General features: G+C 51.2%; 16 protein-coding genes. 8 read left to right on the forward strand and 8 right to left on the reverse strand.

Annotation, left to right across the window (positions count from 1 at the left end; all coding sequences use genetic code 11):
• Positions 1–651 precede the first annotated feature (651 nt).
• Positions 652–996 carry a hypothetical protein gene (locus ACJHVI_RS06650; RefSeq protein ID WP_483183921.1) on the reverse strand — a complete coding sequence of 115 codons (345 nt, stop codon included), beginning with the start codon at positions 994–996 and terminating at the stop codon, positions 652–654.
• Between the two features lie 588 nt (positions 997–1,584).
• Here ACJHVI_RS06650 and ACJHVI_RS06655 point away from each other — a divergent pair.
• Both ACJHVI_RS06655 and pntB read left to right on the forward strand, forming a co-directional pair.
• Positions 1,585–3,132: a Re/Si-specific NAD(P)(+) transhydrogenase subunit alpha gene (locus ACJHVI_RS06655; RefSeq protein WP_483183922.1), complete on the forward strand. Its 1,548-nt coding sequence runs from the start codon at positions 1,585–1,587 to the stop codon at positions 3,130–3,132.
• Positions 3,133–3,142: 10 nt separating this feature from the next.
• Entirely contained in the window at positions 3,143–4,516 is a 1,374-nt protein-coding gene (pntB, locus tag ACJHVI_RS06660) for a Re/Si-specific NAD(P)(+) transhydrogenase subunit beta (RefSeq protein ID WP_483183924.1), read from the forward strand.
• A gap of 52 nt (positions 4,517–4,568) precedes the next feature.
• On the opposite strand, the gene ACJHVI_RS06665 is transcribed toward pntB, so the two are convergent.
• From ACJHVI_RS06665 to def, 7 genes are read right to left on the reverse strand one after another with little or no spacing between them, the layout of a single operon-like run.
• Positions 4,569–5,219, reverse strand: coding sequence for a DUF1294 domain-containing protein (locus ACJHVI_RS06665; RefSeq protein ID WP_483183925.1), 651 nt, complete (start codon positions 5,217–5,219; stop codon positions 4,569–4,571).
• Between the two features lie 2 nt (positions 5,220–5,221).
• Positions 5,222–6,592: a sigma-54-dependent transcriptional regulator gene (locus tag ACJHVI_RS06670; RefSeq protein WP_483183926.1), complete on the reverse strand. Its 1,371-nt coding sequence runs from the start codon at positions 6,590–6,592 to the stop codon at positions 5,222–5,224.
• The gene (locus ACJHVI_RS06675; protein WP_483183928.1) at positions 6,585–8,765 is read right to left on the reverse strand and encodes a sensor histidine kinase; all 2,181 of its coding nucleotides are present in this window, start codon (positions 8,763–8,765) and stop codon (positions 6,585–6,587) included. The genes ACJHVI_RS06670 and ACJHVI_RS06675 overlap by 8 nt, the downstream gene beginning before the upstream one ends.
• Positions 8,753–9,262 carry a DUF4390 domain-containing protein gene (locus ACJHVI_RS06680; RefSeq protein WP_483183929.1) on the reverse strand — a complete coding sequence of 170 codons (510 nt, stop codon included), beginning with the start codon at positions 9,260–9,262 and terminating at the stop codon, positions 8,753–8,755. The genes ACJHVI_RS06675 and ACJHVI_RS06680 overlap by 13 nt, the downstream gene beginning before the upstream one ends.
• A complete protein-coding gene (rsmB, locus tag ACJHVI_RS06685) occupies positions 9,262–10,881 on the reverse strand; it encodes a 16S rRNA (cytosine(967)-C(5))-methyltransferase RsmB (RefSeq protein WP_483183931.1) in 1,620 nt (539 codons plus the stop codon). The genes ACJHVI_RS06680 and rsmB overlap by 1 nt, the downstream gene beginning before the upstream one ends.
• A gap of 38 nt (positions 10,882–10,919) precedes the next feature.
• Entirely contained in the window at positions 10,920–11,858 is a 939-nt protein-coding gene (gene fmt, locus ACJHVI_RS06690) for a methionyl-tRNA formyltransferase (protein ID WP_483183932.1), read from the reverse strand.
• The gene (gene def / locus ACJHVI_RS06695; RefSeq protein ID WP_483183933.1) at positions 11,851–12,435 is read right to left on the reverse strand and encodes a peptide deformylase; all 585 of its coding nucleotides are present in this window, start codon (positions 12,433–12,435) and stop codon (positions 11,851–11,853) included. The genes fmt and def overlap by 8 nt, the downstream gene beginning before the upstream one ends.
• A 147-nt stretch (positions 12,436–12,582) precedes the next feature.
• Here def and ACJHVI_RS06700 point away from each other — a divergent pair, with 147 nt between their 5' ends.
• The 6 genes from ACJHVI_RS06700 to ACJHVI_RS06725 all read left to right on the forward strand — a co-directional run bounded on the left by ACJHVI_RS06700 (position 12,583) and on the right by ACJHVI_RS06725 (position 18,773).
• Positions 12,583–13,842, forward strand: coding sequence for a LysM peptidoglycan-binding domain-containing protein (locus ACJHVI_RS06700; protein ID WP_483183934.1), 1,260 nt, complete (start codon positions 12,583–12,585; stop codon positions 13,840–13,842).
• 3 nt (positions 13,843–13,845) lie between these two features.
• Positions 13,846–15,009 carry a DNA-processing protein DprA gene (dprA, locus tag ACJHVI_RS06705; protein ID WP_483183936.1) on the forward strand — a complete coding sequence of 388 codons (1,164 nt, stop codon included), beginning with the start codon at positions 13,846–13,848 and terminating at the stop codon, positions 15,007–15,009.
• A gap of 9 nt (positions 15,010–15,018) precedes the next feature.
• A complete protein-coding gene (locus ACJHVI_RS06710) occupies positions 15,019–15,495 on the forward strand; it encodes a DUF494 family protein (protein ID WP_483183937.1) in 477 nt (158 codons plus the stop codon).
• 15 nt (positions 15,496–15,510) lie between these two features.
• A complete protein-coding gene (topA, locus tag ACJHVI_RS06715) occupies positions 15,511–17,946 on the forward strand; it encodes a type I DNA topoisomerase (RefSeq protein WP_483183939.1) in 2,436 nt (811 codons plus the stop codon).
• A gap of 3 nt (positions 17,947–17,949) precedes the next feature.
• Entirely contained in the window at positions 17,950–18,393 is a 444-nt protein-coding gene (locus tag ACJHVI_RS06720; protein WP_115218099.1) for a MarR family winged helix-turn-helix transcriptional regulator, read from the forward strand.
• 125 nt (positions 18,394–18,518) lie between these two features.
• Positions 18,519–18,773 carry an MscL family protein gene (locus tag ACJHVI_RS06725; RefSeq protein ID WP_483183940.1) on the forward strand — a complete coding sequence of 85 codons (255 nt, stop codon included), beginning with the start codon at positions 18,519–18,521 and terminating at the stop codon, positions 18,771–18,773.
• Positions 18,774–18,879 lie beyond the last annotated feature (106 nt).

Below are 18,879 nucleotides of genomic sequence, written 5' to 3' on the forward strand. Positions count from 1 at the left end.
TTTTGTCTGCCATCTTTTTTGACCTGTTTTGAGCCACAGAAAAAGCATTTTTTGTGTTCAAAGCTTTTGACCTCGCTAAAAGCCTTACAGAATAGGGCTTTTCAAACTTTTTAGCACCTAAAATGTCCCTTTGCCCGAAAAATTTTATTGTCTCATTTTAATCTGAAGAAGCTATACATTCCCCCAGCTGAGTAGGAAATTGAATCCGAAAAATTTATACTAGGCTGGCTGGGAATAAATTATTGGCAATTATTTCTGACAAATTCTCAACTCTTTCAACTACAGTAGTTTTAGCCATATAGAACCTCTATTTTATATAAGAATTACACGATATTAATTTCAATGTATTTAAAGCTAAATCTAAAAATATGAATACATATAATCAACGAATAAATACCAGCAAACATTACAAATAATTCTGTCGTACTATGTAAAAACATAGAGTTTGAATATAAAATACATAATGTTCCTCTTACACAATCATCTCCTTGATTGGTTAATGTAAAGAAAAATGCACAAAATAAGCAAAAAAGCAACATTAATATAGAAAATATAATCGTTTTTATGTATCTTATTCGATGTTTAACTGCTGTAATTTCTTTCAATAAAGAAAAATCATATGCCTTTTTTACCTCAAAAAATATCCATGTATTAATGACAAAACTTAACACAAAACTCAGATTCCACCCATAAGGATTCTGCATAGGAAGATAAAAATTTCAAAAACAAATAAATCTGATAATTGATTTCTTTATAATCAAAATACCATATCAGAGATGCCAAGGCGAGATAGATTGGAAAACTGAGAAAAAGTAATTTAACATATGTAGTAGCCATACTGTCTACATATTTTGTTATTTTTTCCTTGATTTCACGTTCAAACTTATATTTTGGCATAGATTGATATCTGCCTTTTTTCGCCTCGAAATCACGCATCATTTCCCTAATATCTTCAATAGACTTAAACGGCGGTTCTCTACGTTGGATTAATCTCATTACTCCCTCTCTTTTTAAACATTTTTATACAAGGTATTACCTTATATTTTCATCACTCTGTGCTTAATCCCACCCTGTCATGCGCAAAATGTGTTTCATGTCATTAGCATAAAAATTTTTAAGAAACTTTTGGTTTCTCTCATATCCACTCTATATTTAGTCCAAAGCAGGAGAAAATAAAGAAATGTTGCAGCATCTTTACCGCCTCTCTGCCTATGCCTGCCAATCTTTTTTACCCTCAAGAGCAATTCTCCAAAAGAAATCCTTTTTTCATGTTATTTCATGAGTTTAGCAGATAATTGCAAAAAAATGCTAGCAATGATTGCAATATTTTTAAAAAGCTGTCATGTTAGCGTGCTGTTTTTCCTTTGAGCAGCTAAGTGGTAATTGCTGTGCCGCTTAGGCGGGTCGAAGGTAAAGGCACGGGGGAGGGTAACCTCTTTAAGAAGGAGTATAGCCGTTTTATTTCAAAGCAATAGCTTTTTCCGCCGTATCGGTTTAGCGCTGCGGTTTTGCTTTGAATCAGAGCGGCTATGTCGAATCGTCTTCGGGCGGTTCGCTTGATTGACATATTGGAGAAGAATACTTATGCAAATTGGTATCCCAAAAGAGTCGCTGGCAGGTGAGGCGCGTGTCGCCGCAACGCCGAAAACAGTGAAGGAATTAAAAAAATTAGGTTTTACCGTAGCAGTGGAGGCTAATGCGGGCTTGGCTTCGCAGTTTGATGATGCGGCTTATCGCGAGGCGGGTGCGGAGATTGTTCAGGGCGATGCGGTGTATAACAGCGATTTGATTTATCAAATTAATCCGCCGACTGATGCCGAGCTTGCCAAGATTAAGGACGGCACGACTTTAGTGAGCTTTGTATGGCCGCGCCAAGATCAGGCTTTGGTCGATAAACTGGCGCAGCGCAAGATTACGGTCTTGGCAATGGATATGGTGCCGCGGATTTCGCGCGCGCAGTCGATGGACGCTTTGTCTTCTATGGCAAATATCAGCGGTTATCGTGCGGTGGTGGAAGCGGCGCATGAGTTCGGGCGTTTCTTTACCGGTCAGATTACCGCGGCGGGTAAAGTACCACCTGCGCAGGTCTTGGTGATTGGTGCCGGTGTTGCCGGTTTGGCAGCGATTGGTGCGGCGAAGTCTTTGGGCGCGATTGTGCGTGCTTTTGATACGCGCGAGGAGGTTGTCGAGCAAATCGAGTCGATGGGCGGCGAGTTCCTGCGCGTGGATTTCGAGGAAAAGGACGATGGCAGCGTCAATACGGGCTATGCCAAAGTGATGAGCAAGGAGTTTATCGAGGCGGAGATGAAGCTCTTTGCCGAGCAAGCCAAGCAGGTGGATATTATTATTACGACGGCGGCAATTCCCGGCAAACCTGCACCTAAATTGATTACCAATGAAATGGTGGCAAGCATGAAGCGCGGCTCTGTGATTGTCGATTTGGCGGCAGCGACCGGCGGCAATTGCGAGGCGACAGTTGCCGGCAAGCGTCATGTCACGGAAAACGGCGTGATTGTGCTGGGTTATACGGATTTGGCGAACCGCTTGGCGGGGCAGTCTTCTCAGTTGTATGCCACGAATTTAGTCAATTTAAGCAAACTTTTATCGCCGCAGAAAGACGGGCAGATTCATGTGAATTTTGAAGACCCGATTTTGCGCAATATGACGGTTGTCCGCGATGGCGAGCTGACTTTCCCGCCGCCGGAGATCTCTGTTTCCGCTGCGCCGCAGGCAAAAGCCGAGGCGGCAAAAGCGCCTGAAACGGCGACTGCCGAAAAACCGGCTTCGCCGAAAATTTTCCGCCAAGTGACGCTTGCCTGTTTGGCGTTTATGGCGTTTCTATTTATCGGCGGGGCGCCTGCGCCTTTCCTTGCCAATATGATGGTCTTCGTGCTCTCGATTGTGATTGGCTATTATGTGGTATGGAATGTGAGCCATTCTCTGCATACGCCGCTGATGTCGGTAACTAATGCCATTTCGGGAATTATCGTGGTCGGGGCGATGCTGCAAATCGGGCATGGCAGCGCGATGGCGAGCTTTTTAGCCTTTGTAGCGATTTTGCTGGTAAGCATCAATATTTTCGGCGGCTTTGCGGTAACGCGCCGTATGCTCGCTATGTTCCGCAAAGATTAAGGAGAATCTCATGACAGGTTTTACCACAGTTGCTTATATCGCTGCGGCGGTTTTATTTATCTTGAGTTTGGCGGGGCTTTCCAAACAGGAAAGCGCAAAACGCGGCAATCTCTTCGGCATTATCGGTATGAGTATTGCCTTAGTCGCCACCTTGTTTAATTCCGAAGTGCATGGCAAATTCTGGTTGTTGCTGGCAATGGCGATTGGTGCGGTCATCGGTTTGCAACGCGCGAAAAAAGTCGAGATGACCGGAATGCCGCAACTGATTGCACTCTTACACAGCTTTGTCGGCTTGGCGGCGGTCTTTGTGGGCTATAACAGCCTGCTGCTGCATGCTGACGTCCCTGCGGAAATGCACACCATTCATTTGGCGGAAGTGTTTTTAGGCGTATTTATCGGCGCGGTTACCTTTACCGGCTCGCTGGTGGCTTGGGGCAAACTCGAAGGCAAAGTCAAATCCGCCGCCTTAGTGCTGCCGCATAAACATAAATGGAATATTGCTGCTGTCGCCGTATCTTTCTTACTGATGCTGATTTTTATCGCCAAAGACGGCTCGATGTTCCTGCTGATTCTGATGACGCTGATTGCCTTTGCTTTCGGCTGGCATTTGGTCATGTCTATCGGCGGCGCAGATATGCCGGTAGTGGTCTCCATGCTCAATTCCTACTCCGGTTGGGCGGCGGCGGCGGCAGGCTTTATGCTCAACAATGATTTGCTGATTGTTACCGGCGCATTGGTCGGCTCAAGCGGTGCCATCTTGTCTTACATTATGTGTAAAGCCATGAACCGCTCCTTCTTATCCGTGATTTTGGGCGGCTTCGGCAATACTGCTGCGGCAGCAGAAGAAAGCAGCGGCGAATACCGCGAATGGACGGTGGAAGAAGTCGCCGAAGCGCTGAACGAGGCGGATTCCATCATCATCACACCGGGATACGGTATGGCGGTGGCACAGGCGCAATATCCTGTAGCGGAAATTACGCGCATTCTGCGTGCCAAAGGCAAAAATGTCCGCTTCGGTATTCATCCGGTGGCGGGACGCCTGCCGGGGCATATGAACGTCCTCTTGGCGGAAGCCAAAGTACCTTATGACATCGTGCTGGAAATGGAAGAAATCAATGAAGATTTCCCTGATACGGATGTTGTTTTGGTTATTGGTGCGAACGACACTGTCAACCCTTCCGCGCAAACCGACCCTAACAGCCCGATTGCCGGTATGCCGGTCTTGGAAGTGTGGAAAGCGCGTCAAGTCGTGGGCTTTAAACGCTCGATGAACGCAGGCTATGCCGGCGTACAAAACCCGCTGTTCTTTAATGAAAACACCTTCATGTGCTTTGGCGATGCCAAAACCACGGTTGAAGGCATTCTGCGCGCTTTGCAAAACTAAGCGTACGCACAGCAAAAAGGCGGCTGCAATGCCGCCTTTTTCATGCCTGTTGTTAATACAACACAATCGGCGTAAATTTCCATGTGATGACGTAGAGACAGGCGAAGTTCACCACTACGCTCATCCAGAAGAAAATAATAAAACGGTTTTTACTAGTTTTGTGCCGCAAGAACGGGCGGGCAATGAGTGCGCCAGGCCAGCCGCCGAGCAGGGCGGCAATGTGCAGGCTGGCTTCCGGCACCCGCTGTTGATCGGTTAAGGCGGCGTGTTTGTCCAAACTGTACAGAGAGACGGTCATCAAAGAGATAATAAAGGACGCTACCGCAATAGGGGCGGAGATGGTGGAAAGGCTAATGTAAAACAGGCAGACCAAGATGGCGTAAATTGCGGCTTCAAAGAGATAAGGTCCTGTTTTGCGCGCATCGTGGGCGGTGTTTTTAAACAGGGTGGCTTCATGTCCTTCCAATACGATGCGGCTGGCTTGGATTTTGTTTTTATTTTTTTCCAGTAAAAAAGCAATGCGGTCGCCTTTTTGCGGGCGGCGTTGTTCATAGGCGAAATTCGAGATGTGGAAGAAGATGTTGGGTTCGTCTTCTGTGGTTTTGATGAAGCCGAAGCCTTTCACATCATTCCAATGCACGATTTCCCCCCGATAGACGGCATCGGTTCGCGGCGGCGGTTTGGAATGCAGGAAAAGAGCCATAATTATTGCGCTTTATCGGTAGGCTCTATGCCGACGGAACGCAGTTTGCGGTATAAATTGGTGCGATCCATGCCGACGCGCCCCGCCAATTTGGCGATATTGCCTTCGCAGAGGCGGAATTGCGCGAGGAAAAATTGGCGCTCGAATTCTTCGCGCGCTTCGCGCAGGCTTAAGTCCAGCAGATAGCCGAGATTGCCGAGCAGCCAGTCGCCTGCATTGTCGGCATTGCCGAGCGGCACCAATGCGGTTTGCGCTTCTTCGCTGGAGATTTCCGCGTCCTCGTTTTGTATCAGCAGACGTTGGACGAGATTTCGCAGTTCGCGGACGTTGCCCGGCCAACTGTGCTGGCGCAGGGTGTTTTGTGCGGCGAGGCTGAAGTGGCGGTAGGGCAGTTGTTCGTAGTCGGCAAAATGTTTGCTGAAATATTCCAATAATTCGGGCACGTCGTTGCTGTGTTCGCTGAGGGCGGGGATGTGCAGATGCGCGACGGTGAGTTGGTCGTACAAAGCGCTGTCGAGGCTGTCTTTGAGTTGAGCGGTTTCCGCTCTCGAGGCGGCAATGATGCGGATTTGGCAATGCTGCTGCGTGCCGCTGTGTCCGGAGAAGTATTGCTGCTCGGTGATGAGGTTGAGCAGGAGGTTTTGCAGAGCGGCAGGAATATGGGCGATTTCGTCTAAAAACAGCGTGCCTTGCTCGGCTTGGGCGATCAGCCCGATTTGCTGGGCGCTGCCGATGAGGGCGTTGAGCATGCTGTGTTCGTCCATGCCGGCAAGCGGCGCGTGAATGAATTTGCCGTCGCGCCAATGGCTGTGCTGATGTATGAGGCGTGCCAGATGCTGTTTGCCTGCCCCTGCTTTGCCGGTAATGAGCAGGGGCACGTTTTTGCCGGCAAGTTCCCGCGCCTGTTCCTGCAATTGCTGCATGTCGGCGGTTTTGCCTATCCATTCGACCGGCGGGTCGATTTGCGCTTTCAGCGTGGCGTTTTGGCTGAGCAGTTGCTGGGTTTGCAGGGCGCGCTCTATCGTGAGCAGGAGTTTGGAGGTGGAGAGGGGTTTTTCCAGAAAGTAATAGGCGCCGAGTTTGGTGGCTTCGACGGCGGTTTCGATGTTGCCGTGTCCGCTCATCATAATGACGGAGCTGTTGAAATGACTTTGCTGCTGCCATTCGCGCAGGAGGCTGATGCCGTCGGTGTCGGGCATCCAGATGTCGAGCAAGACCAAATCGGGTAGATGGGCGCTGTATTGTTGGCGCGCGCTGTCGGCATTTTCGGCACTGAGGCAGCGGTAGCCTTCGTCTTCCAAGATGTCGATGAGGCTTTCGCGGATCATTTCTTCATCATCAACGATGAGAATCGTGGCGGATGTTTTATTCATTGTGGTTCTTAATCGGTAATATGAAGCTTATTTTAGCACCTTTTAGGGTCTTGGCGTGCCCCGCCTGAATGCTGCCGCCGTGTTCGTTGATGATTTTTTTCACGATTGCCAAGCCCAGCCCCGTGCCTTTGCTTTTGCTAGTTACATAGGGCTCGAAGGGGTCTTGATGCAGGTCGGCGAAGCCGGCGCCGGCGTCTTCGATGCTGAAAGCAGCCCGTTTGTCTTGGCGGCTGCTTTGCCAGCGGATGGCGGGCATGTTTTCTTCGCTCATGGCTTCGACGGCGTTTTTCATCAGGTTGTGCAAGACTTGGCGCATTTGTACGGCGTCGGCGAAAATGCGCGGCAAATCGCTGTCTAAGTCCAGAGAAATCGGCGTTTCGGGGTACATGTCGGCAATTTCGCGAATCAGATGGTTCATATCGACGGCTTGGCGGCGCAGTTCCAGCGGTTTGGCAAATTGGCTGAAGTCCGCCACCATTTGCTGCATGGCATCGACTTGGTTGATGATGGTGGCGGTGGCGCGTTCTAAAATGCGGCGTTCTTCATCGGCGAGTTTGTCGTTTAATTTGCGTTGCAGACGTTCGCCTTGCAGGCGGATGGGGGTCAGCGGATTTTTGATTTCATGGGCGAGGCGGCGCGCGACTTCTTCCCAAGCGGCATTGCGTTGGTTGTGCTGGAATTCGGTTACGTCTTCAAAGACGATAACTTGTCCGCCGCGCTGTTTGCGGTTTTGCAGGGGCAGCGGCGCGCCGTGGCAAATCAGGGTTTTGCGCGTGCTAAAGCGGCTGAGGGTGATTTCCGTGCGCCAGCTGTCTTTTGAGTTGAGCAGGATGTCTTGCAGACCGAGCATGAGTTCGCCGTAGGCATCATGGGCTTGCGTGTCGTGGCGCGGCGGTTTTTGTCCCTGATAGTCGCTGAGCGGGCTGTCTAAGAGTTGCGCGGCAACGGGGTTGAAGCGTTGCAGGCGTCCGTGCCAGTCCAGCGTCAGCACGCCGGCGCTGAGGTTGTCCAAGAGGGCGTTGAGGAAGTTGTTTTGGTCGCTGAGTTCGTCTTGTATGCGGTAATTCATGCTTTCGGCATCGCGCAGGGTCAGGAGCATGGCGTTGAAGTTATTGCCTAAGGTGCCGAGGTCGTTGTTCGGCATGTCCGTGATGGGGGTGGAGAAATCGCCTTGGATGACTTGCTTGGTGGCTTCGATTAATTGGCGCACGGGGCGGGTCATGGTGTCGCCGAAGAGCGCGCTGATCCACAGCGCACTTAGGACGGTCAGGGTCAGAATCAGCCCCAGCACAAAGAGCAGGCTGGCGGTGATGTGCGGCTGCAGATAGAGAAAGGTTTGATGTTCTTCATAGCTGGCGCGTACGTTTTCCGCCAAGCGGTTAAAGCTGTCGGGCAGGGAGAATATGGCTTGCAGGTAGTAGGGTTCGCGGTTGGCTTTGCTGATGTTGGTGACGACTTTGATGGTGTAGCCGTCGGCATCGTTATTGGCGAATTCAAAATATTCCTGCGCATTGTCCACTTGCAGGAGGGCGAGCGAGCTAGGCGGCTCAACAGTCATAACGGCTAAGTCTTGGTGAGCAAAGGCGACCAGATTGCCTTGTTGGTCGAAGACGGAGAGTTCCAAAGCATTAGCATTGCGCCGCATCGGCTCAATCGCCGCTACCAATTGCGCATAGTCCATAGGCTGCATGGATGCCGCGAGACTTTCCGATTGGGCAAGGGCTTGGCGCGCCCGCATGCCGACCGCCGAGCGCGTGATTTGTAGGGCGTCTTGCAGGGCGACGCTGATTTGGCGGTTGAAAATTTGTCCTAAATCATAGGATAAAAACAGCCAAGTAAAGCCCGCGATAATGCCCACCGGTATCAGGCTGGTAAAGAGCATGTGCAGGGCGAAAGACAGGGAGAGACGTGCGCCGCTTTGGTGCTTGCGCAGGCGTTTGACGAGATTGACGGTCTGCCAGATGGCGGCGGCGGTCAGCAAGATGATGCCGATGAGGGTCAGCACGAGCAGGCGCGTGTAATGCGGAGTGGAAAAGCCGGGATTGGTCGCCGCTTGGCTGAGATGGAAGATGGCAAAGAGAGTGGTCAAGATGCCGATTGCGCCGCTGAAGCTGAAAAAGAGCAGGCGCTTGGTCGAGCTTTTGCCGAGGCTGCGCGGTTTTAGAACTGACATGGCAGGCTCCCGCTGTCCAGCGTCCATTGGGCGGAAAATAAGGCATTCAAACGCAGGGCGAAGGGCAGTTGCGCTTGGGATAATTGCATGCGCAGCATAATCGGCGTGTCTCTTTCTCTTTTGTCTAGGGGCAATTGTTCGATGCTGCCTAAGGCTTTTAAGGCGCTGTCCACATCGCCGAAGGGCAGCGATATTTGCGCATCTTGTTGCAGGGCATAGGATTGGCTGAGATGGTTGTAATCTAAATGCCATTCCTGCACGGCAAGGCGGCGCGGGCTTTGCCACGACTGTGCGCCCGCTTCTTCGATGCTTAGGCGGAAAAACAGGCTGATGCCGCTGCGCAATGCCGCCAGCGGTTCTTCGGGCAGGCGGATATGAAATTGCGCATCCGCCTGCCATTGGGCGTCAAGCGCATAGCAGCGGCTGCTTTGCAGGCTGATTTGCGCCGCCGCCGGATAGGCGGCAAGGCATAGGCAGAGCCATGCGCAATAACGCATCAGCCTTCCGTTTTCTCAAGCAGGGCGTAGAAAAAGCCGTCGCCGTCCGCATCGGGTAAATGCAGCATGCCGAAGCCCGTGTCTTGGCAATGCGGCAGTTCCATTGGGCGCAGGCGGGCGTCGCTTTGCAGCATCAAAAATTGCTCGATTAATTGCTGGTTTTCGCGCGGCAGAATCGAGCAGGTGGTGTATAGCAGCCGCCCTTTGGGTTTCAAGGTTTGCCAGAGTTGGCGCAGCAGCCGCATTTGCGTTTTCGGCAATTGCTTGAGGTCTTCCGCGCTGCGGACAAAGGCGATGTCGGGATGGCGGCGTAAGACACCGCTGCCGGAGCAAGGTGCGTCGAGCAGGACGGCATCGAAGGCTTCGCCGTCCCACCATTGCTCGATTTCGGCGGCATCGGCGGCAAGACATTGCGCCGTCAGACCTAGGCGCGACAGATTGTCTTGCACTTTCTGCAGGCGTATCTCGGATACGTCCAATCCCAGCACCTGCGCTTGCGGGGCAAGTTCGAGCAGATGTCCGGTTTTGCCGCCGGGAGCGGCGCAGGCATCGAGAATGCGCTCGCCGTTTTGCGGATTGAGCAGTGTGGCGGCGCATTGGGCGGAAGCGTCCTGTACGCTGACTTGTCCTTCATTAAAGCCAGCAATGTCTTGCACATTCATGCCGCTGTGCAAAGTTACCGCTTGAGTGTGCAGCGGATTTTCCGCACCCAGTTCGGGATTTTCCGCCAGCCATTGCGCGCGCTCGCCGCGAATACGCAGGGTCAGCGGCGGTTGCAGGCGGTTAATTTCCGCCAAAGCGACAAGGGCGCTGCGCTGCGCGCTTGCCAGCCATGCCGGCACATTGTAAATGCGGAATTTGTCCAGCAAATGGCGGCTGGCTTCGCGTTCGCGCTGCACATTGCGCAAAATCGCATTGATTAAGCCTGTGGCATTGCCGATGCCGTTGCTTTTCGCCAGTTCGACCGTTTCGTTCAAGACGCCGTGATCGCCCAAAGAAAGACGCAGCAGCTGATAAATGCCCACATTTAAGATAATGCCCAAAAAGGCCTGTTCTTCGCTGGGCGGCTCTTTTAGGAAGCTGTCGCGCAGCTTGGACAGCGCAGGATATTCGCGCAATACGCCGTAAACCAGCGCTTGATACAGGGCTTGGTCGGGTTCGCGCACCTGCGCTTTGGTGCTTTCTAATAAGCCGTTTAAAGATTGCTGTTCAAAGACTACCGCGTGTAAGGTTTGTACCGCCGCTTGGCGGGCGTTCAGCGGTTCGCTCCAATCAATGCGCACGGTTTCGCGCGGCGCTTTGCGTGCTGAATCGAAATCACGGCGCGGTTTGCGTTCGCTGTTGAAAGGACGTGCAGGGCGTTCGCGATCAAATTCGCGGCGCGGTTTGCGTTCGCTGTTGAAAGGACGTGCAGGGCGTTCGCCATCAAATTCGCGGCGCGGCTTGCGTTCGCCATTAAATGGACGCGCAGGACGCTCGCCGTCAAATTCACGACGTGGTTTACGTTCGCTGTTAAAAGGGCGGGCGGGTTTTGCATTGCCTGCGCCGCCTTTGCCGTGGGCGGCTTTGCTTTTGCCGCCAAATTGGCGCGCTTTGCCAAAAGCAGTTTTTTTATTCATGAATTGTTTCCTTCAATACTTGCCGCTAGGCGGCAATATTATGATTTGATTTGAAATTGTTTGCCGCTTAAATCGCGGCCGTTGCGCAGTTGCGCGGCGCTCATCGCTTGTTTGCCCGGAAATTGCAGTAATTGCAGGCGCAGGATGTCTTTGCCGCAAACGACGTCAATCCCTGCTTTGCTGTGGGCGATAATGCTGCCGGCAGGGGCAGCGCTGCTGCCCTCGATCAGTTCTGCCGCATAGATGCGGATGTTTTCCCCTTCCAAGGCACTGTAAGCGACGGGGAAGAGATTAAAGGCGCGGATTTTTTGCAGGATGTGGCGGGCGTCGTCTTGCCAGTTAATCTCGGCTTCGCTTTTGCTGAGTTTGTGCGCATAGCTGATGCCTTCGTCGCTTTGCGCAATCGGCTGCTGCGCTTGTGCCAGCACGAGGGGCAGCGCTTCCAGCAGGGCTTCTGCGCCGAGCTGCATCAGACGGCGGTGCAGTCCGACGGCGTCATCATCGCCGATCTCAAGGCGTTTTTCCAACCACACGGCGCCGGTATCCAAGCCTTTGTCCATTTGCATGATGCCGATGCCCGTTTCTTTGTCGCCGGCTTCTATCGCGCGCTGAATCGGCGCCGCTCCGCGCCAACGCGGCAGCAAGGAAGCGTGGATATTGATACAGCCTAGGCGCGGATAATCCAAAAACCATTGCGGCAGGAGTAGCCCGTAAGCCGCCACGATTACTAAATCGGGGCGCGGCAGTTCGGGAAAAGGCGGCGCATCGGCTTGCAGTTTTTCAGGCTGCGCAATCGGAAGCTGATGCGTCAGCGCAAGGCTTTTGACGGCGCTGGGGCTGAGTTTGCGTCCGCGTCCTGCAGGACGGTCGGGCTGGGTCAGTACGCCTGTTACGGCATAACCCGCTTCAATCAGGGCGGCGAGACTATGGGCGGCAAATTCGGGGGTGCCGGCAAACCACAGGGTCGGCTTAGTCACGCGTTTGCGCCTCTTTGATGGATTTGGCGAGTTTTTTCTCGATGCGCTCGCGTTTCATGCGCGAAAGATGGTCGATGAACAAACGTCCGTGCAGATGGTCGATTTCGTGTTGGATGCAGACGGCGAGTAAGCCGCTTGCTTCGCGTTCTTGTCTTTCGCCGTGTTCGTCCTGATAACGCACGCGAATCTGCGCAGGTCGCCATACGCTGGCGTATTGCCCCGGCAGGGATAAGCAGCCTTCTTCATACTCGGCAAGCTCTTCCGAGCTGTCGATGATTTCCGGATTAATCAGCACGAGTTTGTCGCTGGCTACGGCGATTTCCGATGTGTTTTCCTCGTCTGCGCCTTCCTCGCTTTGGCTGTGCGCTTCCTGACGCGGCATCTGCGGCACGTCCATGACGGTCAATCGTTGATGAATGTTCACTTGTGTTGCCGCCAGTCCGATACCTTTGGCGGCATACATAGTTTCAAACATATCGGCAATGGTGTTATGCAGGGCTTCGTCGAATGTTGTGATTGTCGCCGCTTCTTGGCGTAAACGTTTGTCGGGATGAATTAAAATCGAATATGCGGACATAAGGTCTCCGTCTCGTTCTTGGCGGTATTTGCGCCTCGCCATGAGTAAAGGTTCTGAATAAAAAGTAGGAAAATGGCGCTAATGTCGTTATTATACGCAATGTAACCCTTGAGGTTAATATTATGTATTGTTTTTGAGGAGTCAAAGGTGTCAGCAAACCGTGTAAATGGATTATTAATGGGTGCTTCTTTGGTAGCGATTCTGGCAGGATGCAGCTCGCCGCGCGATCCTTTTGCCAATCGCCTGGATCGGCCGGACGAGCAATGTTTGGCAGGTCATTATCAGCAGGGCGTTTCGCCGCAGGCGGCTTTCGGCGATCGCCAAGTAATGCGCTATGTGGTGAAAAAAGGCGATACGCTATGGGATATTTCCAAGCGCTTCTTAGTCATGCCTTGGTATTGGAAGCAATTGTGGTATGACAATCCGCAAATCCGCAATCCGCATCTGATTTATCCGGGCGATGTGTTGGCGGTGGTTTCTATCAACGGCGAAAGACGCATTACCATGATTGAAGGCAACGGCCCTTATCACGGCAAAGATACCGGTCGCATGGTCAGAGTGAAAAGTCCTGAGCATATCGATATGCACCGCATGAAATATCCCGAGCAATCGCATAATCTCAAAATCTATAAATACACGCCGAACGGCGATCGCGAATATGCGCTCAATGACGGACCAATCAGTATCGCTCATGGCGCAATCAAGCCTATGTTGCTGAAAACGGAAATTTTATTGCCGCATCAGATTCAAAGTCTGCCGAAAATCTTCGGCGATGCCGGCGATTATTTGACCTTAAGTCAGCAGCAGGAAATTTACACTCACAGCGTGCCGAACGGCGTCAGCGAATTGAATGTGTATCGCGTCGGCTATCCTTTGCATGACTATGTGGGCGGAAAAGCTGTGATCAGAGCGGATGTAAACGGTAGAAACAGCGCGGCGATTTTAGGCTATCAAATGGATTATATCGGCAAGGTCGAGGTCAGCGGTTTTGACGTGGCAAGCGGTTTGACCAAATTGCGTCCCGTCGAAGTGGCGCAAGCGATGAAAGAGGGCGATGTCTTGATGCCGGTCAATGCTTATGACGACCGCGACTTCTTCCCACAATTGCCTTCTGCGCAATGTAACCGCGGTTATATGATTACCAACACCAATACGCAAACTTTGAGCGTGAAAGAATTTGACACGGTGGTGACTAGCTTCGGTCGTGATAACGGCGCGCAAACCGGCGATATTTGGAAGATTGTCCGTCCGGGACCTTCGCGCGTGATTGACGGCAAATCTGTGCAAATTCCTGCCAAAGATTTGGGCTATTTGATGATTATCAAAGTCTATGACACGCACAGCTTAGGATTTGTATTGGATTCTACCCAAAATATCGATCTTACCGATTGGTTGGTACGTCCTTAACTCATGAGCGATTCGCTTAAGGCATGGTGCGCGCTGCTGCGTGCGCCGCAATTAGGCAATAAGGGATTTTCCCGGTTACTGGCGGCCTTCGGGTCGCCAGATGCTTTTTTTGCCGCCTCTGCGGCAAGCATTCGTCAGCATTTGCCCTGTGTCAAAGAAACCCATTGGCGCGCTTGGCAGGAAATGCTCTTGCATCCTGAGGTGCAGAAAGATATCGATTGGCTTCATGCGGCGGATAATCGCCATATCATTACCTTGCATGATGAAAACTATCCGCCTTTGTTGAAAGAAATTGCCGATCCGCCGCCGCTTTTATTCGTTTTAGGCAATACGGATGTTTTGAGCATGGTGCAATTGGGCGTGGTGGGTAGTCGTCAATCTACACTGGGCGGCGAGGCGGTTTGCGGGCATATTTGCGAGCAGGTGAGCGCGGCGGGAATTGTGATTACCAGTGGTTTGGCTTTGGGGATTGACGGGGCGGCACATCAAGCGGCACTCAATGCCGGCGGACAGACGATTGCGGTGGTCGGGACGGGAGTGGATCGCGTCTATCCGGCGCGCCATCGCGATTTGGCGCACCAGATTGCGGCGCAAGGGGCGATTGTGTCAGAATTTCCGATCGGTATCGGCGTGCGTCAGCATCATTTTCCGCAGCGCAACCGCATTATCAGCGGTTTGTCGGCGGGGGTACTGGTGGTTGAAGCCAGCGTGCAGAGCGGTTCTTTAATTACGGCACGCCATGCGGCGGAGCAAGGACGCGAGGTTTTTGCCATTCCCGGTGCGATTCAAAATCCGCTGAGTCGCGGTTGTCATGCTTTGATTCGTCAGGGCGCGAAATTAACCGAGACGGCGCAGGATATTTTGGAAGAATTGTTGCCGCTGGCGAAGGCGAATTGGCAATTGCTGCAAAGGGTCGCGCCGCAAGCGGATGGGCTTGAGATGCAGGAGGCGCAATCTCCGCAAAATCAGGCGGCTAATCCTCAAGCGGCGGATGAGGGGCAGTCGGCTTTATTGCAGGCGATGGGCTATGAACCTCTGCGCGCCGACGACTTGCTGGCGCGTACGGAATTGACGATTAGCGAAATTTCCGCCATGCTGTTAATGCTTGAATTAGACGGCGAGGTGCAGGCCTTGCCGGGCGGACGCTATCAGCGTCTTAAATCTTAGGAGGAAGTGATGCGCGAGTCGGTCATAGATGTCTTGTTTTATCTCTTTGACGATATTTTAGAAGAAGAGGGAGCAGATGAAACCGATTTTGAATTTGTTGCCAATAGTTTGGAAGAAGCCGGCTTTGCGCGGGAGGATATTGTCCGCGCCATGGACTGGTTTTATGCTTTTGGGAATTTGAATGAAACGGCGCCACAGGTCGGGCAGCATGCCATCCGCGTGTTCTCAAGCCGCGAGCGCGAATTTTTAGACAGCGAATGCCAGAATTTTCTTTACGGCTTGCAAAGAAGCGGTGTGATTGACGGCGCCATTTTGGAAATGGTAATTGAGCGTGCCTTGGCTTTAGAAGAGCCTTTGGATGTCGAGATGTTGCGCTGGGTGGCTTTGATGGTCATGCTCAATGCGCGGCGGCAGGAAGATGATCCGCTTGCCGGCGCTTGGCGCGAGCAATGGCTGTATGTCGATGATAATAATGTATGGCAATAATCAGGGATTGAGGAAATGACAAAGCATCTGTTAATCGTAGAATCGCCGGCGAAGGCGAAAACCTTGCATAAATATTTGGGCGCGGATTACGAAGTCTTAGCTTCTTACGGGCATGTGCGCGATTTGGTGCCGAAAAACGGTGCGGTTGATCCGGAAAAGGACTTCGCGATGAATTACGAAGTGATTGACCGCAATGCAAAACATGTGAGCAATATTGTCAAGGCATTAAAAGGTGCGGATTCCTTATTGCTCGCGACTGACCCCGACCGCGAAGGCGAGGCGATTTCATGGCATTTGTATGAATTATTGAAAGAAAAAGGCGCTTTGGATGATAAAAACGTGCAACGCGTCGTTTTTCACGAAATCACCAAAGCCGCGATTTTGCATGCGGTGGAAAATCCGCGCGGCATTGCGATGGATTTGGTCAATGCCCAGCAAGCACGGCGGGCATTGGATTATTTGGTAGGTTTCAATTTGTCGCCGCTACTGTGGCGCAAAGTGCAGCCGGGACTCTCCGCAGGACGTGTGCAATCCCCTGCTCTGCGCATGATTGTTGAGCGCGAGCGCGAAATCGAAGCCTTTAAAACGGAAGAATATTGGAAAATCGCCGCTGCCAATCTCTTTGGTAAACAGGCTTTCCAAGCGGGATTATCCGTATTTGCAGGCAAAAAAGTCGATCAATTTAGCTTTACCGACGAAGCCGCCGCACAAGCCGCGATTGCCGCCTTAAAACAAGCGGCGAACGGCGTCTTGCAAGTCATCGAGGTGCAAGCGAAAGACCGCAGACGCAATCCTGCCGCGCCTTTTATTACTTCGACTTTGCAGCAGGAAGCGGCGCGTAAATTGCGCTTTAGCGCGCAGAGAACTATGCGTGTTGCCCAAAGATTGTACGAAGAAGGCTGCATTACCTATATGCGTACCGATTCAGTCAATTTGGCGAAAGAAGCGGTAGCTGCCATTCGCGAGCTGATTCAATCGCAATACGGACAGGCATTTCTTCCCAAAACCGCGCCGACGTACAGCACCAAATCCAAAAATGCTCAAGAGGCGCACGAGGCGATTCGCCCCACCGATATACGCATCGAAGCGGCGCAATTGCCAGCGGATATGGGGGCTGATGAGCGCAAACTTTATGATTTAATCCGCAAACGCACCCTCGCCTCGCAAATGTCGCCGGCGATTATGGAGCAAGTGAGCATTGATATGCAGGCAGGCAGTGCAGAACACCAGTTCCGCGCGACCGGTTCGACGATTAAATTCTCCGGCTTTATGAGCGTTTATTTGGAAGATCAGGACGATGTCAGCGAAGAAGAAGACGGCATCCTACCTGCGCTTAAAGCAGGTGATGAGGTGCAGGTGCAGGATATTCTCGGCACGCAGCATTTTACCGCGCCGCCGCCGCGTTATTCCGAAGCCAGCCTGATTAAAGCCTTGGAAGAAAAAGGCATCGGTCGTCCTTCGACTTATGCCAGTATCATTTCTACGCTGATGAACCGCGAATATGTGGAAATGGATAACCGCCGCTTTATTCCTACCACCATCGGCAAAGTCGTGAATGATTTCCTGACCAATCATTTCGAACGCTATGTGGACTATGACTTTACCGCCAATCTGGAGGACGAATTGGATGCCGTTTCGCGTGGAGAAATGCAATGGAAACCCTTGCTGGCGGAGTTTTGGCAGCATTTCCACGGTCAAATTGAAGAGAAAAAAGATATTTCTCGCGAAGAAGTCATGCAGGCACGGGAGTTGGGCACAGATCCCAAATCAGGTAAGCCGATTAGCGTGCGCTTCGGGCGTTTCGGGCCTTTTGTCCAACGCGGCAGCAAAGATGATGAGAATAAACCGGACTTCGCCAGTATTCCGCCGGAATGGAATTTCGAGCAAATCACGCTTGAGCAAGCCTTAGAATTGTTTAAATTGCCGCGTGTTTTAGGGCAAAGCGAAGAAGATGGAGAGATTGTAACAAATCTAGGGCGTTTTGGTCCTTATGTGCGTTTCGGCAAGAAATATGTCTCCCTGCCGAAAGAAGAAAATCCTTTTACAATCAGCTTTGAACGTGCTTTAGAATTGATTGCGGAGAAGAAGGTATTAGATGCGCAGAAATATATAAAAGAGATAAAAAATGGAGATGAGATATTACAAGTTTTGAATGGTCGCTTTGGCCCATATGTAACAAATGGTACTATTAACGCTTCGATACCGAAAACATTCAACCCTGAAGAAGTCGATTTAGCGCAAGCGCTTGAATTGCTCGAAAAAGCGAAGGAACGTAAGGCTAAACGCGGTGCGAGTGGTAAAACGGCAAGCAAAAGCAAAACGACGGCTAAAACATCCAAAACTGCCGTTGCAGAAAGCAAAGCCGCTGCTAAAAAAACTACCAAAACCGCAGCGACTAAGGTAGCGAAAAAATCAGGGGCAAAAACTGTGAAGAATAAGACTCAAGAGTAAGACATGAAAAAAGATGAACATGATGATTTGCGCCACGGCTTCGGCTTTTTAATGCATGACACCACGCGTTTGATGAACCGCTATTATGACCGCCGTGTGCGCGCCTACGGCATCACCCGTACGCAATGGACTCTGCTGACCTATTTATTTCGCTATGAAGGAGTAAGCCAAACTAAATTAGCCGAATATATGGATTTGGCACCAATGACGCTTACTCGTCAAATCGATAAATTAGAGGAAGACGGTCTATTGTCGCGTCGCCAAGATGCCCGCGATCGTCGCACCAATCTGATTTATCTCACGGCTAAAAGTCAGCCGCTGATGGATCATATGCATGAAATTGCAGTAGAAGCCAAAGAAGCGGCATTGAAAAATTTTAGCGACGAAGAGCGGGAAGCATTGCGCAAATATTTATTGCGTATGCGGGAGAATATGGCTTTAGCCTAAAGCTTAAATAAGAGTATAGATTTCTTTTGCTGCCGTTTTGATTTAAACAAAAGAACTATCGATATGATTAATGTTTACGGTGTGGATTCATCCTATAATCCGCACCTTTTTATTGGGAGGAAAAAATGATTCAAGGTTTTAAAGAGTTTATTTCTAAAGGCAATGTGGTGGATTTAGCAGTGGGAGTCGTCATGGGGGCGGCGTTCGGCAAAATCGTGACAGGATTGGTTGAGAGTTTTATCAATCCCTTGATTGCGATGCCTTTTGGTCAGCCGAATTTTGATTCCGTGAAATATGTGATTGCAGGGACTGAATTCCCGATTGGCAATATCATTACCGCAGTAGTGAATTTTCGGGCAAAGGGACATTTTAGGTGCTAAAAAGTTTGAAAAGCCTTATTCTGTAAGGCTTTTAGCGAGGTCAAAAGCTTTGAACACAAAAAATGCTTTTTCTGTGGCTCAAAACAGGTCAAAAAAGATGGCAGAC

The sequence above is a fragment of the Suttonella sp. genome (assembly GCF_056855035.1).